The 14967-nt window shown below is 69.8% G+C and carries 20 protein-coding genes; 8 read left to right on the forward strand and 12 right to left on the reverse strand.

Going from position 1 to position 14967, the window contains the following annotated elements:
- Positions 1-77 precede the first annotated feature (77 nt).
- Positions 78-443, forward strand: a complete 366-nt coding sequence (locus OG331_RS22615) for a YbjQ family protein (RefSeq protein WP_406199028.1) — start codon at positions 78-80, stop codon at positions 441-443.
- A 25-nt stretch (positions 444-468) separates the two neighbouring features.
- On the opposite strand, the gene OG331_RS22620 is transcribed toward OG331_RS22615, so the two are convergent.
- Positions 469-1230, reverse strand: a complete 762-nt coding sequence (locus OG331_RS22620; RefSeq protein WP_406199031.1) for a MerR family transcriptional regulator — start codon at positions 1228-1230, stop codon at positions 469-471.
- Between the two features lie 88 nt (positions 1231-1318).
- On the opposite strand from OG331_RS22620, the gene OG331_RS22625 reads away from it, so the two are divergent.
- Positions 1319-2740, forward strand: a complete 1422-nt coding sequence (locus OG331_RS22625) for a glutamate decarboxylase (RefSeq protein WP_406199033.1) — start codon at positions 1319-1321, stop codon at positions 2738-2740.
- A gap of 6 nt (positions 2741-2746) precedes the next feature.
- Here OG331_RS22625 and OG331_RS22630 read toward each other — a convergent pair whose 3' ends face one another.
- The 5 genes from OG331_RS22630 to OG331_RS22650 form a co-directional block, all read right to left on the reverse strand.
- A complete protein-coding gene (locus OG331_RS22630; RefSeq protein ID WP_406199036.1) occupies positions 2747-3502 on the reverse strand; it encodes an ABC transporter permease in 756 nt (251 codons plus the stop codon).
- Positions 3499-4464, reverse strand: a complete 966-nt coding sequence (locus OG331_RS22635) for an ATP-binding cassette domain-containing protein (protein WP_406199038.1) — start codon at positions 4462-4464, stop codon at positions 3499-3501. Before OG331_RS22635 ends, OG331_RS22630 begins: the two co-directional genes overlap by 4 nt.
- Positions 4465-4554: 90 nt before the next feature.
- A complete protein-coding gene (locus OG331_RS22640; protein ID WP_406199040.1) occupies positions 4555-5196 on the reverse strand; it encodes a PadR family transcriptional regulator in 642 nt (213 codons plus the stop codon).
- 86 nt (positions 5197-5282) lie between these two features.
- Complete coding sequence (locus tag OG331_RS22645) at positions 5283-6743, reverse strand: aldehyde dehydrogenase family protein (protein WP_406199042.1); 1461 nt, start codon at positions 6741-6743, stop codon at positions 5283-5285.
- Between the two features lie 141 nt (positions 6744-6884).
- Positions 6885-7709, reverse strand: a complete 825-nt coding sequence (locus tag OG331_RS22650; RefSeq protein WP_406210206.1) for a helix-turn-helix domain-containing protein — start codon at positions 7707-7709, stop codon at positions 6885-6887.
- Positions 7710-8042: 333 nt separating this feature from the next.
- Between OG331_RS22650 and OG331_RS22655 the strand changes: the two genes are divergently transcribed.
- Entirely contained in the window at positions 8043-8561 is a 519-nt protein-coding gene (locus tag OG331_RS22655; protein ID WP_406199044.1) for an ATP-binding protein, read from the forward strand.
- 101 nt (positions 8562-8662) lie between these two features.
- On the opposite strand, the gene OG331_RS22660 is transcribed toward OG331_RS22655, so the two are convergent.
- The 5 genes from OG331_RS22660 to rpmG form a co-directional block, all read right to left on the reverse strand.
- Entirely contained in the window at positions 8663-8881 is a 219-nt protein-coding gene (locus OG331_RS22660) for a DUF397 domain-containing protein (protein WP_217207196.1), read from the reverse strand.
- A gap of 286 nt (positions 8882-9167) precedes the next feature.
- Positions 9168-9401 (reverse strand): 30S ribosomal protein S18, encoded by a 234-nt coding sequence (gene rpsR / locus OG331_RS22665; RefSeq protein WP_406199046.1) that lies wholly within the window; start codon positions 9399-9401, stop codon positions 9168-9170.
- A 6-nt stretch (positions 9402-9407) separates the two neighbouring features.
- Positions 9408-10571: a CobW family GTP-binding protein gene (locus tag OG331_RS22670; protein ID WP_406199048.1), complete on the reverse strand. Its 1164-nt coding sequence runs from the start codon at positions 10569-10571 to the stop codon at positions 9408-9410.
- Positions 10572-10575: 4 nt separating this feature from the next.
- Positions 10576-10824: a type B 50S ribosomal protein L31 gene (locus OG331_RS22675; protein ID WP_406199050.1), complete on the reverse strand. Its 249-nt coding sequence runs from the start codon at positions 10822-10824 to the stop codon at positions 10576-10578.
- Positions 10825-10826: 2 nt separating this feature from the next.
- Entirely contained in the window at positions 10827-10991 is a 165-nt protein-coding gene (gene rpmG, locus OG331_RS22680) for a 50S ribosomal protein L33 (RefSeq protein ID WP_391408179.1), read from the reverse strand.
- Between the two features lie 62 nt (positions 10992-11053).
- On the opposite strand from rpmG, the gene rpmB reads away from it, so the two are divergent.
- From rpmB to OG331_RS22700, 4 genes are all read left to right on the forward strand, one after another.
- Positions 11054-11290, forward strand: a complete 237-nt coding sequence (gene rpmB, locus OG331_RS22685) for a 50S ribosomal protein L28 (RefSeq protein ID WP_019753827.1) — start codon at positions 11054-11056, stop codon at positions 11288-11290.
- Positions 11290-11595 carry a 30S ribosomal protein S14 gene (gene rpsN / locus OG331_RS22690; RefSeq protein WP_406199053.1) on the forward strand — a complete coding sequence of 102 codons (306 nt, stop codon included), beginning with the start codon at positions 11290-11292 and terminating at the stop codon, positions 11593-11595. The genes rpmB and rpsN overlap by 1 nt, the downstream gene beginning before the upstream one ends.
- Before the next feature lie 135 nt (positions 11596-11730).
- Complete coding sequence (locus tag OG331_RS22695; RefSeq protein WP_406199055.1) at positions 11731-12234, forward strand: hypothetical protein; 504 nt, start codon at positions 11731-11733, stop codon at positions 12232-12234.
- 118 nt (positions 12235-12352) lie between these two features.
- The gene (locus tag OG331_RS22700; RefSeq protein WP_406199058.1) at positions 12353-12889 is read left to right on the forward strand and encodes a DUF4232 domain-containing protein; all 537 of its coding nucleotides are present in this window, start codon (positions 12353-12355) and stop codon (positions 12887-12889) included.
- A 15-nt stretch (positions 12890-12904) separates the two neighbouring features.
- On the opposite strand, the gene OG331_RS22705 is transcribed toward OG331_RS22700, so the two are convergent.
- Positions 12905-14050, reverse strand: a complete 1146-nt coding sequence (locus OG331_RS22705) for a DUF2786 domain-containing protein (RefSeq protein ID WP_406199061.1) — start codon at positions 14048-14050, stop codon at positions 12905-12907.
- A gap of 124 nt (positions 14051-14174) precedes the next feature.
- Between OG331_RS22705 and OG331_RS22710 the strand changes: the two genes are divergently transcribed.
- Positions 14175-14963, forward strand: a complete 789-nt coding sequence (locus OG331_RS22710) for a Clp protease N-terminal domain-containing protein (RefSeq protein ID WP_406199064.1) — start codon at positions 14175-14177, stop codon at positions 14961-14963.
- Positions 14964-14967: the final 4 nt, after the last annotated feature.

Below are 14967 nucleotides of genomic sequence, written 5' to 3' on the forward strand. Positions count from 1 at the left end.
AACGCTGCACTGGCCGCCCAGGTTCCATGGACCCCCTCAGGATGCACTGTGCCCCTGCTGGGACAAAGCTGTGATTCATGGGCATCGAAGAGTACGGCGGCGGGCAGGAGCCACAGCCCGACGTTCTGGTAGTGACCACCAATGACATTCCCGGCTATCGGGTCACCTCGGTTCTGGGTGAAGTCTTCGGGCTGACCGTGCGCTCCCGGCACGTGGGCAGCCAGATCGGCGCCGGACTGAAGTCGCTGGTCGGCGGTGAACTCAAGGGGCTCACCAAGACCCTCGTGGAGACCCGGAACCAAGCCATGCTGCGACTCGTCGAGCAGGCACGCGCGCGTGGGGGGAACGGCGTCCTGGCGTTCCGGTTCGACGTGTCGGAGGCGGCGGACGTGGGCACCGAGGTGTGTGCCTACGGGACGGCGGTGGTCCTGGCCCGGGAGTGACCCGTACGGGTTCCGGGCCAGGAGCCTAGGAGGAGTGCCGGGCGGCGTTGGCGAGGATCGCGTCCCTGAGGTAGACCGCGAGGCCCGGCTTGGCCTTGTCGATGTTCTGGGTGAACCGCTCGTCGGAGACGTACATCTCGCCGAGGCAGGCGTGCATCTCGTGCCCGCAGTCGTAGTGGTTGCGGGCGATCCCCCGGCGGTGCTCCTCGGCGGCGTCCATGGCCGCCTCGGAGTCGGCCGGCTCACCGGCCTCCATGAGCGCGACGAAGCGGCGGCTGAGCTCGTCGGCCTCGCGCTGGATCCGCTGCCAGTCCTCCTTGGTGTACGAGGCGGCGCGCTGCTGTGACTGCCGATAGGCGTCGGTGCTGCCCCAGCGCTCCTGCACCTCCTCCTCGTACTGGTCCGGGTCGAAGTCCCCGAACACCTCGAACTTCTCCTCCGGCGTGAGATTGATGCCCATCTTGCGTGCCTCCATGGCGTGCTCCACGGCCGCCGCCATCTTCTGCAGCTTCTCGATCCGGGCGGTCAGCAGCTCGTGCTGCCGGCGCAGGTGTGCGCGCGGGTCCGCGTCCGGGTCGTCGAGCAGGGCGGCGACCTCCTCGAGCGGGAAACCGAGCTCCCGGTAGAACAGGATCTGCTGCAGCCGGTCGAGGTCGGCGTCGCTGTAACGCCGGTGGCCCGCGTGGCTGCGCTCGCTGGGCACGAGCAGGCCGATGTCGTCGTAGTGGTGCAGGGTGCGCACCGTCACTGCGGCGAAGCCGGCGACCTGTCCCACGGAGTAGCTCACTTCCGCTCCCTTCTCGGTACGCACTCCACGATGAGTCCTCACGCGGCGTGAGGTGCAAGCCCGGCGGCCCGGACCTACCGTCGAATACATGCCACTGCATCGTGGGAACAGCGAAGCACCGGACGACAAGGGCGGCGGGCGCAGGCTCGCGGTCAACCCCTTCTACGGGGAGACGAATCCGGTCAGCGGCATGACCGAGGCGCCGCCCACGCACCGGCTGCCCGACGCTCCCCTGCCGCCGGCGACGGCGTACCAGGTGGTGCACGACGAGCTGATGCTGGACGGCAACTCCCGGCTCAACCTGGCCACCTTCGTCACGACCTGGATGGAGCCGCAGGCCGGGGTGCTGATGGCGGAGTGCCGGGACAAGAACATGATCGACAAGGACGAGTACCCGCGCACCGCCGAGCTGGAGCGGCGCTGCGTGGCGATCCTCGCCGATCTGTGGCATGCGCCCGATCCCTCGGTGGCCGTCGGCTGCTCCACCACCGGGTCCAGCGAGGCGTGCATGCTCGCCGGTATGGCGCTCAAACGGCGCTGGGCGCAGCGCAACGCCGACCGCTACCCCGGCGCGCGCCCCAACCTGGTGATGGGCATCAACGTCCAGGTCTGCTGGGACAAGTTCTGCAACTTCTGGGAGGTGGAGCCCCGCCTGGTCCCGATGGAGGGCGAACGGTTCCATCTGGACCCGCAGGCGGCGGCCGAGCTGTGCGACGAGAACACCATCGGGGTCGTCGGAATCCTGGGCTCGACCTTCGACGGTTCGTACGAGCCGATCGCGGAGCTGTGCGCCGCCCTGGACGCCCTCCAGGAGCGCACGGGGCTCGACGTCCCGGTGCACGTCGACGGCGCGTCCGGCGCCATGGTCGCGCCCTTCCTGGACGAGGACCTGGTCTGGGACTTCCGGCTGCCGAGGGTCACGTCGATCAACACCTCGGGGCACAAGTACGGGCTCGTCTACCCGGGCGTCGGCTGGGCGCTGTGGCGGGACCGCGAGTCGCTGCCCGAGGAGCTGGTCTTCCGGGTGAACTACCTGGGCGGCGACATGCCGACCTTCGCGCTCAACTTCTCCCGGCCGGGCGCCCAGGTCGTGGCGCAGTACTACTCGTTCCTGCGGCTGGGGCGGGAAGGGTACCGGGCCGTGCAGCAGGCCTCGCGGGACGTGGCCGGGAAGGTCGCCGAGGGCATGGAGAAGCTGGGCGACTTCCGGCTGCTGACCCGGGGCGACCAGCTGCCCGTCTTCGCCTGCACGACGGCCCCGGACGTCCGGGCGTACGACGTGTTCGACGTGTCCCGGCGGCTGCGCGAGAAGGGCTGGCTGGTCCCGGCGTACACCTTCCCGCCGAACCGCGAGGACCTGTCCGTCCTGCGGGTGGTGTGCCGCAACGGCTTCTCCGAGGACCTCGCCGAGCTGTTCGTGCAGGACCTGACCCAGTTGCTGCCGGAGCTGCGCCGGCAGCCGCACCCCCTGACACAGGACAGGGGGGCGGCCACCGGGTTCCACCACTAGGGCCTGCTACCGGCTCAGGCGCCCGAACCGCCGTAGCGCGAGCGGGAAGAACACCGCCAGGAGCACCAGTGGCCACACGATCGCCGGGCCGACGCCGTCCATGCCCGTACCGCCGAACAGGTCGCGTACGGCCGTGGCCGTCCGGGACATCGGGTTCCACTCGACGACCGTGCCGAGCCAGCCGGGCATGGACTCGGGCAGCGCGATGGCGTTGGACAGGAAGCCGATCGGCCAGACGAGGATCTGCACCGCCTGCACCATCTCCGGCTTTCCGGCCACCAGCGCCAGGTGGATACCGATCCACAGCATGGCGAAACGGAACAGCAGGAGCAGCCCCACGGCGCCCAGGAACGCCCCCGGGCTGCCCGCCGCACGCCAGCCCAGCGCGTATCCGACACCCATGAGGACGAACAGGGACAGCGCCGACTGGAGCATGTCGGCCACCGAACGGCCCACCAGCACCGCCCCGTTGGCCATCGGCATGGACCGGAAGCGGTCGATCACGCCCTTGTTGAGGTCCTGGGTGACCGCGATCATCGTGCCCTCCAGACCGAAGGCCATGGTGAGCGCGAGCATGCCGGGGACCAGATAGTCGATGTAGGAGCCCTGCAGGCCCCGGCCGCCGCCGATGAGGTAGCCGAACATCAGCAGCAGCATCACGGGGAAGACCAGGTTGACCAAGCCCTGCACGGGTTGCCGCGCCCAGTGGGCGAGTTCGCGGCGGGTCATGGTCCAGGAGTCGGTCAGTGCGTACGCGGTCACACGGCCTCCTTCACTCGGTCCCCGCGCCCGGTCAGGTGCAGGAACACCTCGTCCAGCGTCGGGCGGCGCAGCGCGACGTCCTCCGCCTCGATCCCGGCCTCCTCCAGCGCCCTTACGACACCGGAGAGCGCCGCCATCCGGTCGGTGACCGGGGCGCTGAGCAGGCGGCGGTCGGGGTCGACGGAGACGTCGTCCTTCGGTACGGGCAGCAGGACGACGGCCGCGCCCAGCTGGCCCGCGTCCCGCAGGACCACGTCGATGCGGTCACCGCCGGTGAGCGCCTTGAGCTGGTCCGCGGTGCCGTCGGCGATGACCCGGCCGGCGTCGACGACCGAGATGCGGTCGGCGAGCTGGTCGGCCTCTTCCAGGTACTGGGTGGTGAGCAGGACCGTCGTGCCGCCGCCGACCAGGGAGCGGACGGCGGACCAGACCTCGACGCGGCCGCGCGGGTCGAGGCCGGTGGTGGGTTCGTCCAGGAAGAGCACCTCCGGGTCGGTGATGAGTGAGGCCGCCAGGTCCAGTCGCCTGCGCATGCCGCCGCTGTACTGCTTCACCGGCTTGCGGCCGGTGTCGGCGAGGCCGAAGCGCTCCAGGAGCTCGTCGGCCCGCACGCGCGCGTGGCGGGCGCCCAGGTGGTAGAGGCGGCCGAACATCTCCAGGTTCTGCCGGCCGCCCAACTCCTCGTCCAGGGCTGCGTGCTGGCCGAGCAGGCCGATGCGCAGGCGCACCTCGTAGGCCTGGCGCAGCACGTCGTGTCCCGCCACCTCGACGTGGCCGCTGTCCGGCCGCAGGAGGGTGGACAGGATGCGGACCAAGGTCGTTTTGCCCGCGCCGTTCGGGCCGAGCACCCCGTGCACGGTGCCGCGCGCGACCGTGAGGTCGAGCCCGTCCAGTGCGTGTGTGCCGGCTTTGCCGCCGTACTTCTTGCGTGCCCCTTCGACGATGATCGCCGCGTCGGCCACTGAATCTCCCTCGCTAGTCAAACTTGACTACCAGCTCGAAGCTAATACCCGGGACGCACTTAGTCAAACTTGATTAGCTCGCGGACCTGATCAGCTCTGATCCTCGGGGTGCCGCTCCCCGGACGCGTACGGGTTCTCCTGGTCGTCGGCAAGGATCCCGACGAACGGATCGCCCTCGCCGGAGAAGGTGTAGGCGCCGCCCCGGATGCGTCCGATCAGACCGCGGGTCCACTCGGCGCCGGTGTCGGCGGAGTGGACCCAGAAGTTCATGATCTCGCCGATGTGGCCGAGCTGGGCTGGGCCCTCCTCGGGCGTGTAGTACTCGGTGACCGCCTTGCGCCACCCCTCGATGCTGCGCACCCGCTCCTCCAGGAGGGCGAGGACTTCCTCGCGGTCCAGGTCGACCATGAAGCCGAGCGCGGCGGTGAGCACGTCCGGCCGCTGGTCGTACGCCGTGAGGTACTGCCGCACCAGCCCGAGGTATTCCTCGGTGCCCTTCTCCGTGATCTCGTACTCGGTGCGCGGCGGCCCGCCGGCCGTGGACGGCGCGATCTCGTGGGCGTGCAGCAGCCCCTGCTTCGCCATCTGTTTCAGGGCGTGATAGATCGAGCCGGGCTTGGCGTTGGACCACTCGTGCGCGCCCCAGTACTCCAGGTCGTTGCGCACCTGGTACCCATGGGCACGCCCGTGCTGCCGGACCGCGCCGAGCACGAGAAGACGGATCGCTGACATGCGGTCCAGATTAGGGCGGCGGGCGGCCGGGGCCGAGATCAGCCCCGGGAAGCACCCTGTTCACCCTCGTTCAGCCTCGTTGACCCTCAGAACGGGAAGCCGCTCCTGCCGTGCTGCACCGAGATCCACTTCGTGGTCGTGAACGCGTCCAACATCGTCTCGCCGTTCAGGCGGCCGAGGCCGGAGTGCTTCTCGCCGCCGAAGGGGACGATCGGCTCGTCGTGGACGGTGCCGTCGTTGACGTGGAACATGCCGGTGTCGATCTGCTTGGCGAAGGCGACGCCGCGCTCGATGTTGCCGGTGTGGACGGCACCGCTGAGGCCGTACGGGGTGTCGTTGACGAGGCGTACGGCCTCCTCCTCGCCGTCGAACGGCACCAGGAAGGCGACCGGACCGAAGACCTCCTGCTTCAGCAGGGGCGAGTCGGCCGGGAGACCGGTGAGGACGGACGGCTCGACCAGGTTGTCCGTCGTCGCGCCGTGCACGAGAGCCGTCGCGCCCTCCGCGATCGCCTGCTCGACGGTGGCCGAAATGGCCTCCGCCTGAGAGGAGTTGATGACCGGACCGATGACGGTCTCCGGGTCGCGCGGGTCGCCGGCCTTCAGGGCCTTCACCTTGGCGACGAACTTCTCGGTGAACCGGTCCGCGACCGAGCGGTCCACGAGGACGCGGTTGGCGGCCATGCAGACCTGCCCCTGGTGGACGTACCGGCTGAAGACCGCCGCGTCGACCGCGTAGTCGATGTCGGCGTCGTCCAGGACCACCAGCGCGCTGTTGCCGCCGAGTTCGAGGACCGAGCGCTTGAAGAGCGAGGCACAGACGGTGGCGACATGGCGGCCGACCTTGTCGGAGCCGGTGAAGGAGATGACCTTCGGGACGGGGTGCTCGATGAAGGCGTCGCCGATCTCGGCTATGTCCGTGATGACGACGTTCAGGAGGCCGGCGGGCAGGCCCGCGTCCTCGAAGATCTTCGCCACCAGGGAACCGCCACAGATCGGGGTGTTCTGGTGCGGCTTCAGCACCACGCCGTTGCCGAGTGCGAGGGCCGGGGCGACCGACTTGATGGAGAGGAGGAAGGGGAAGTTGAAGGGGCTGATGACGCCCACCACGCCGACCGGGACGCGGTAGACGCGGTTCTCCTTGCCGTCGATCGGCGACGGGATGATCTTGCCCTCGGGACGCAGGGCCAGGTGAACCGCCTCGCGCAGGAACTCCTTGGCGAGGTGGAGCTCGAAGGCCGCCTTCAGCCGCGTGCCGCCGAGCTCGGCGATGATCACGTCGGTGATCTCCTGCTCGCGGTCCTCTATCAGGCGCAGCGCCTGCTCGAAGACGGCACGGCGGGCGTACGGATTGGTCGCGCCCCATTGCTTCTGGGCACGGGCGGCGGCCTGGTAGGCGTCGTCCACCTCGTCGACCGTGGCTATCGTGATCGACGCCAGCTTCTCACCGTCGTACGGGTTGAAGTCGATGATGTCCCAGGAACCTGTGCCCGGGCGCCACTCACCGTCGATGTACTGCTGAGCCAGGTCGGTGAAGTAGGACGACATGTGATCCCTCAATCCCTAGCGGATACCCGATCGAGTGATCACGGAAGCCCTGACCGGCTTCGACCGGCCTTGATCGCGTTGATCGAACTCGATCGCCCAGACCGCCTTCACGGTCTGATCACACGTCATCGTACTTGTGTTTCAAGAGAGTTGAAGGAGACCCCGGAGAAGATCCCGGCTCTCGTCCGGACCCGGGCTGTCCTGCTGAAGCTCCTTCAGCGCCTTCTCGTACTGGGTGACGTCCTCGTGCTTGTCGAGGTAGAGCGCGCTGGTGAGCTGCTCCAGGTAGACGACGTCCGAAAGGTCGGACTCGGGGAAGCTGAGAAGGGTGAAGGCACCGGACTCGCCGGAGTGGCCGCCGAAGCTGAACGGCATGATCTGCAGCCGTACGTTGGGGCGCTCGGAGATCTCGATCAGGTGCTGGAGCTGGCCGCGCATCACCTCGCGGTCGCCGTACGGGCGGCGCAGGGCGGCCTCGTCCAGGACGATGTGGAACTCGGGGGCGCTCGCGTCGATGAGGTACTTCTGCCGCTCCAGGCGCAGCGCCACACGCTTGTCGACGTCGGCCTTGCTCGCGCCCTTCATGCCGCGCCTGACGACCGCGCGGGCATACGCCTCGGTCTGCAGCAGGCCGTGCACGAACTGCACTTCGTACGCGCGGATGAGGCTGGCCGCGCCCTCCAGGCCGACATACGTGGGGAACCAGCTGGGCAGGACGTCGGAGTAACTGTGCCACCAGCCCGCGACGTTGGCCTCGCGGGCGAGGGAGAGGAGCGAGGCGCGCTCCTGCTCGTCCGTGATGCCGTAGAGCGTCAGCAGGTCTTCGACGTCACGCGTCTTGAAGCTCACCCGGCCCAGCTCCATCCGGCTGATCTTCGACTCCGAGGCGCGGATCGAGTAACCCGCCGCCTCGCGCGTGATCCCGCGCGCTTCCCGCAGTCGCCTCAGTTGCGAGCCGAGCAGCATGCGCCGCACCACCGATCCGGGCTCTCCCGCGCTCACGTTCGCCAGCCTCCCCAACCGTCTTCAGGGCCCGCAGTCTGCCACTAAATCACTTCGAGCAGTACTCGTCCGATTACAGAGATGGAAAGAAGACAAGGATTTCCCTCAGGAAGAGGTGAGGGGTGAGCAAGGAAAGGTGCTGAAGTTGGCGGAAAAAATGGCCAACAAGCGGTACGGGAACGGCCAATTCGGTCACGTGCACGTGCATCTGCCCTTGCATCTGCCCTGCGCATCCGAAACCATGGTCCCGCGCAACCGCTGCATCGCAACGACCGCGAACTCCCGGGAGTGCCTCGCATGGGGACGAATGGATCGACCATGCTCGAGCCGTTACGGCAGGGCCTTCCGCCGCTTGATCCCGCAGCCGTCTCCAACGCCGCCTCCTGTGCACTGCCGGCCCGCTACGAAGCGGTGCGTGAGGCACGGAAGTTCACGCGCCGCACCCTGGATCAGTGGGAACTGGGCGATCGCTTCGACGATGTGTGCCTCGTGGTCTCGGAGTTGGTGACCAACGCGCTGCGCCATGCCCTGCCGGCGAGTGCGCAGCGAGTGCACGACCAGGCGCCGCCGGTGCGGCTGCATCTGATGCGGTGGACCGAGCGGCTGGTGTGTGCGGTGCGTGACCCCAGCCATGACAGTCCGGTCGCGCGCGATTCCGACGACTTTTCGGCGGAGTCGGGGCGGGGGCTGTTCCTTGTGGACTCCTTCAGTGACAGCTGGGGGTGGCATCCGATGGCTGGGGCGCTCAGCGGCAAGGTGGTGTGGGCACTGTTTCGGCTTCCGGCGCCGCAGGGGGGTTCCGGGGCGGCCGAATGATGCGCTGCGGCGCGTGCTGACGTCGTAGTTCTACGCGCGTTGCGTTGGTTGTTTTCGGTGGGTATGCACTGTTGGTCGGTGGGCGTGGCCGGCGGCTGGTCTCAGCCCGCCACCAAGTGGTCGAACTCGCCGTCCTTGATGCCCAGGAGCATCGCCTCTATCTCGGCGCGGGTGTAGACGAGCGCCGGGCCGTCCGGGAAGCGCGAGTTGCGCACGGCGACATCGCCGCCGGGGAGCCTCGCGAACTCGACGCAGGAGCCCTGGGAGTTGCTGTGCCTGCTCTTCTGCCAGGCCACCCCGTTCAGATCCGTGGCTGCCATGCCGTTGTACACGTCGTGGTCCACAGGTCGCTCCCCGGTGGTGTTCAGTGGTGTGCGTCCGGATCATAGCTCTGTTCACGTGCAACTGCATGAGCAGATGCACGTGCACGGGGGGTGTTCCTGTGGTTACTCCTGTGACGTATGCGGGACTGGATGCGTTCCAGCATTTCCCTCGCATGCCCCGGGGATCGCGTCGCAGTCGGGATCGGTCCCTCGTGTATTAGGAAGAGACGCGTTCTGGGGCGTTGGTGTTCCAGGCCGGTCGCGGCAATTCAGCCCGTGGGGGTCAGCGGGTGGCGTATGGGAGCAGGGCCATTTCCCTTGCGTTCTTGATCGCCTTTGCCAGGTTCCGCTGCTGCTGGGCCGTTACTCGGGTGATGCGGCGGCTGCGGATCTTGCCTCGGTCGGAGAGGAAGCGGCGGAGAAGGTCCGTGTCCTTGTAGTCGATGTAGGTGATGCCGGCCTGGTCCAGGGGGTTGGGGCGGGACTTCACGGGCTTGTGGTCGGGCTTGCGGGGCATGGGGGGTCAGACCTCCAGGAGGGTGTCGAAGGCGGGCGGGAGCTGCTTCCAGGCGGCGCGGCCGGCGGCGTACTCGGCGTCGGTCAGGAGGCAGGATTCGAGGAGCTGCTCCAGGCCGTCGCGGTCGAGGGCGGGCGACGTGAAGACCAGGTGCTGGCAGCAGTCGCCGTGCTCGGCGTGCCAGTCAAGGGCGGCGGCAGCCCGGCGTACCGGCGGGACCATGTCCCAGGCCGCGTCGGGGAGCGAGGCGAGCCACGGGCCCGCGCTCTCCACGCACAGGGCGCCGCCCGCCGCGTCCCAGTGCAGTAGCACGTCGGGCTTGTCGGCGAGCCAGAACCGGCCACGGCTGCGGGCCGCCGCGCAGGTCAGGTCCTCCAGCGCCGCGTACAGCCGCTCCGGGTGGAAGGGGCGGCGGCGATGCCAGACGAGGGTGGAGACGCCGTGCGCGTCGGCGTCGGCGGGGAGCAAGGCGCAGGCCGGGTGCTGGGCGGCGTCGGCCGCCTCGACGTCGAAGCCGGCCAGGGCCGCCCGGGCGAGGGAGGACAGGGAGCGCCGGCGTGGGGCGGGCACCGTCAGGTCGTCGATCGGGACCTGGCGGGCCGTCGGGTGGAGTTGGGCGAGAAGTTCGCGGTCCTCGTCGTCGGCCTCCGGCGATGCGGCGACGGCGAGGACGGGGGCGTACTCCAGCTGGCGCGCGAACGTGTCGGCGACCGTGCGCCGGTCGGTCGCCGCCGCCGCGAGGCCGCGCTCGGCCAGGTCGTCGCCGTTGCCCAGATACGGCAGGACCAGCGCCGGGTCGACCGCGGTGAGCACGCCGGTGACCGTGAGCCCGCCTGCCGTGACCACCTCGGCCATGGCCTTCGGCTCGACCGAGTCCCAGAGCTCGACGATCGCCATACGGGTGCCGCCGGCGTCCCGGATGCGCAGGAGTTCGGGCACCAGGTCCTCGCGCAGGGCGCAGCAGGCGCAGTCGTTGACGAGGGGCGCCTCGCCGGCGCTGACGATGCCGGTGGCATCGCGGATCGTCCGTACGACTGTGCCGGCGGCGGCCGTCGACAGGTCGTGGTGGAGTACGACGCTGTCGGGGACGTCGGTGAGCAGCCGTGCCACGGCCTCTTTGCGGGCGTCGGCGTGCAGGCCGCCGACGATCACGACGGAGAGTTCGGGCACGGGGTCAGCCCTGCTGCCCGTAGCGGCGCTCGAAGCGCTCGACTCGGCCGGCCGTGTCCAGGACGCGGGCCGTGCCGGTGTAGAAGGGGTGGCTGACGTTCGAGATCTCGACGTCGACGACGGGGTAGGTGGCCCCGTCCTCCCACTCGATCGTCTTCTCGCTGGTCATCGTCGAGCGAGTGAGGAAGGCGTGGTTCGCGGCGCGGTCGCGGAAGACGACGGGGCCGTAGGGCGGGTGGATTCCGTTGCGCATGCTCAGCGCTCCTCTCGGAAGTCGACGTGACGGCCGGCGACCGGGTCGTACTTGCGCAGGACCATGCGGTCGGGGTCGTTGCGGCGGTTCTTGCGGGTCACATAGGTGAAGCCGGTTCCGGCGGTGGACCGGAGCTTGATGACCGGACGGAGTTCGGTGCGTGCCATGCTGCTATCTTACTGAAAATGAATTCCATTAACAGTAGCGAGCGAGGAGAGGTGCGTCACCCGTGTCCGCCCACTGCATGCTGACCGGCGCCCGGCCCGGCTTCGGCAACACGATTTCCCACTCCCATCGGCGGACTTCCCGCCGCTTCGACCCCAACATCCAGACCAAGCGCTACTGGCTGCCCGGCGAGGGCCGGTATGTACGGCTGCGGCTGAGCGCCAAGGGGATCAAGACGGTCGACGTCATCGGCGTCGAGGCCGCCGTCGCCCGGATCCGCGCCCGGGGGGTGAAGGTCTGATGGCCAAGAAGAGCAAGATCGCGAAGAACCGGCAGCGGCAGGAGGTCGTCGGGCGGTACGCCGCCCGGCGGGCCGAGCTGAAGGAGATCATCCGGCGGCCCTCGTCCACGGCTGCCGAACGGCTCGCCGCCCGGCGGGAGCTGAGCAGGCAGCCGCGGAACGCGAGCGCCACGCGCGTACGCAACCGCGACCAGGTGGACGGGCGGCCGCGCGGCTACTTCCGTGCCTTCGGGCTGTCCCGGGTGGGTCTGCGGGAGCAGGCGCATGCCGGGTATCTGCCGGGAGTGCGCAAGGCGTCCTGGTAGGTCCGGCACGTTCCGGGGCTTCGGACCGGACTCCCTGGTAACTTGCAGCGGTCGTTTCGGCCACATGGCCGACTCGGCCGTATGCCGACCGCTACAGCTTGGGAGCTTCCAGTGACCTCGGCGACTTTCTCGCGTATGCGCACGATGTCGGGCCGGCGGATGCGGGCCGCGGCCATGGCCGCGTCCCTGGCCGGCGCGCTCGCCCTGACCGGGTGCAGCGGCGACGGCGACTCCGACGCCAAGGACGGCTCCTCGGCCGGCCCCTCCGCGACCTCCGGCGCCGACACGGGCGGCGGTACGGGAGGCGGATCGGCGTCCGCCTCAGGTGAACTGGAGGGCAGCTGGCTCGCCACGACCGACGGCAAGGCCGTCGCGCTGGTCGTCACCGGCAAGCAGGCAGGCCTCTTCGCGACCGGCGGGACCGTGTGCAGCGGGACCGCCGGCGAGGAGGGCGGGATGAAGATGATCCGCCTGAAGTGCACCGACGGCAGCAAGGGCCGGGCGACCGGGATGGTCGACTCCGTCGACAAGTCGCAGCTGAAGGTGACCTGGGAGGGCGGCCTCGGCGCCGAGACGTACACCAGGTCGCAGGGCGGGAAGCTGCCGACGGGGCTGCCTACGGCCGGTCTGGGATCGTGATGTTTCATCGGTGACGTCCGCCCGGTCAGTGCGGTGGCCTGCTGCCGATCCATGCGGCAATCACCGATGATCGGTGCAGAGATCGCCGCCCGCTCACCGAGCCACTCCCAGAGGACCCATGCGCGCCACTTCCCTCACCGTCGCCGCCCTCGCCGCGGCCCTCCTCCTGACCGCCTGCGACGACGGCGGGGACGGGGGCGGCAAGACCCAGGACAGCAAGGCCGGTTCCGCCTGTGTCGGCGAGCTGGCCGTTGAGTTCGGGCCCGCCAACGCCGCCCCCGCTGCCGGGGACACCGGCAACGTCCCCGTCACGGTCACCAACCGCAGCGGCGGCAAGTGCGTCCTGGCCGGGCTTCCCACCGTCGAGTTCGACGCGGGCGGCACATCGACGTCCGTCGCGGCCGAGGAGGCTGCCGGGGCCGTCGCGTCGACGAGAACGACCCTCGTGAAGGAGGCCTCGACCTCCTTCACCCTCACCTACGTCCGGGGCGAGGAGGGCGGCAGCAAGAGCCTCGCCGTGGAGACGGTCAAGGTCCGGCTGCCCGGGTCCGGCAAGACGCAGAGCTTCAAGTGGTCGTACGGCGATGTCGCTCTGAAGAGCGACGGGAAAGCGCCGGACGCCTCGGTGAGCGGATTCCAGCGGACCGGCGACTGACGCCGGTCCGGCGGTTCAGCGCAGCGGCCGGCGGGGAGCCACCTGTGCCCGGTCGGCCGCCTCCGAACCCTCCACCCAGCCCGCCTCGTCGCTGACGCCGCGCAGGCGGGTCGTGGTCGTCTCCGGGAACATGCGGTCCAGGCGATCGGTGACCGCCACTTCGCGGGTGGCGAGGACGGGGAGCAGGTCCTGAGTCACCTGCGTCTGCGCCGCCTCCGTCAGGCGGGTGCCGATGCGGTGGGCGTACGCCGCCAGGAAGGACTGCCGGAAGGTCTTGGTCCGCTTGCGGCCGCCCGCCCGCTGGGCCGCCTCCGCCTTCGTCATCGCCGTCCGGGCCTGCACGAGGAGCGAGGTGTAGAGCAGTTCGACCACCTCCAGGTCGGCCTCGAAGCCGACGACCGTGGAGAAGGCGAAGGGTTCGTTCCACACGGCTCGGCAGTGGTTGGCGGTCGCCACCGCGTCCAGCAGGACCGCCTTCGCCTGTTCGTACGGCGGTTCCACGCCGATCCGGCAGGCGCCGGGGGCGTCCTTCGTGCCCTGCGTACGCGTCGAGATCAGCGCCTCGTCGATGCTGTACCGGGCCATCAGCTCCTGCGCCTTTGCGCTGAGCGCCTCCGCCTCCTCCGGGAACCCGGTCGCCTCCGCCTTCGCGAGCAGCGCGCGGATGCGGGTGAGCATGCGGGACTCGGAGCCGGGGCGCCGCGCGGTCGGCCCGGCCGGCTCGGTCGGTTCGTCGAGGGGCTCCAGCGCGGGCAGGCGCAGCAGGAGGCGGTACAGCTCCAGGACGGCGCTCGCGTGCGAGAAGCGGTCGGTGCGGGGCGGGGCCTCGGCGGGCAGGTCGTCGAGCTGGGCGTTCCAGCGGGGGCCGCGGGGGCGGTCGTACGGCTGCTGCGCGTGGATCAGCGCCGAGAGCAGCCGTACATGCACGTCCTCCAGCTCGCGCCGCACGAGCCGTACGACATCGGCGGGCTGCCAGCCGCGCCGCCAGGCCGCCGCGACGAACTCCTGGCCGCGCTCGGCGAGTTCGGCGTCCGAGGCGGGGTCGGCGGCGAGTAGGGAGGCGCCGGTGTCGAGGGCGGTGTCGGTGTCGGCGTAGAGGGCGTGCCCGAAGGCCCGGTCGACGGGGCCGGGCGCGGCGCTCGAACTGTTCGTACTGCTCACCTGGCGATGGTGCCACGGGGCGGGCGTCGCGCAGGCGGGGCCGCCGGGGAGGGCCCGCAGACCCCGGGCCGCCTGATGTCAACCACGGGTTGACACTCCCTTGGTGTCAACCTACGGTTGACACATGTCGACGAAACCGACCATCACGTCATCCGTACGTCTCGACGAACTCATCGCGGCCATCAAAAAGGTCCACCAGGAACCCCTCGACCAGCTCCAGGACGCGGTGATCGCCGGCGATCACCTCGGCGAAGTGGCCGACCACCTGATCGGCCACTTCGTGGACCAGGCCCGGCGATCGGGCGCCTCCTGGACCGACATCGGCAAGAGCATGGGCGTCACCCGGCAGGCCGCGCAGAAGCGGTTCGTGCCAAAGGAGTCCATCGACCTCGACCCGCAGCAGGGCTTCGGCCGCTACACGCCGCGTGCCCGGGGCGCGGTGGTCGCCGCCCACAACGAGTCCGTCGCGGCCCGCAATTCCGAGGGCCGGCCCGAGCACCTGGTCCTCGGCCTGCTGGCCGACCCCGACGGCCTGGCCGCGAAAGCGATCACGGCGCAGGGCGTGCTCCTGGACTCCGTGCGCCAGGCCGCCACCGCGGCGCTGCCGCCCGCCGTCGAGGAGGTGCCCGAGCTCGTCCCCTACGGCTCCGACGCCAAGAAGGTGCTGGAGCTGACCTTCCGCGAAGCTCTGCGCCTCGGCCACAACTACGTCGGCACCGAGCACATGCTGCTGGCCCTGCTGGAGTTCGAGAACGGCACCGGCGTCCTGTCCGGCCTCGGCCTCACCAAGCAGGAGGTGGAGGACTACGTCGTCGAGCTGCTCTCGCAGTTCCTGCAGAGCGGTGAGCAGACGAGCAAGGAGGCCCGCGAGCAGGGCGAGGCGCAGGGCAAGGCGGGCGAGGCGCAGGGCTGAGGCC

This window comes from Streptomyces sp. NBC_01017, from assembly GCF_045162795.1.
In the GTDB taxonomy this organism is placed as follows: domain Bacteria; phylum Actinomycetota; class Actinomycetes; order Streptomycetales; family Streptomycetaceae; genus Streptomyces; species Streptomyces machairae.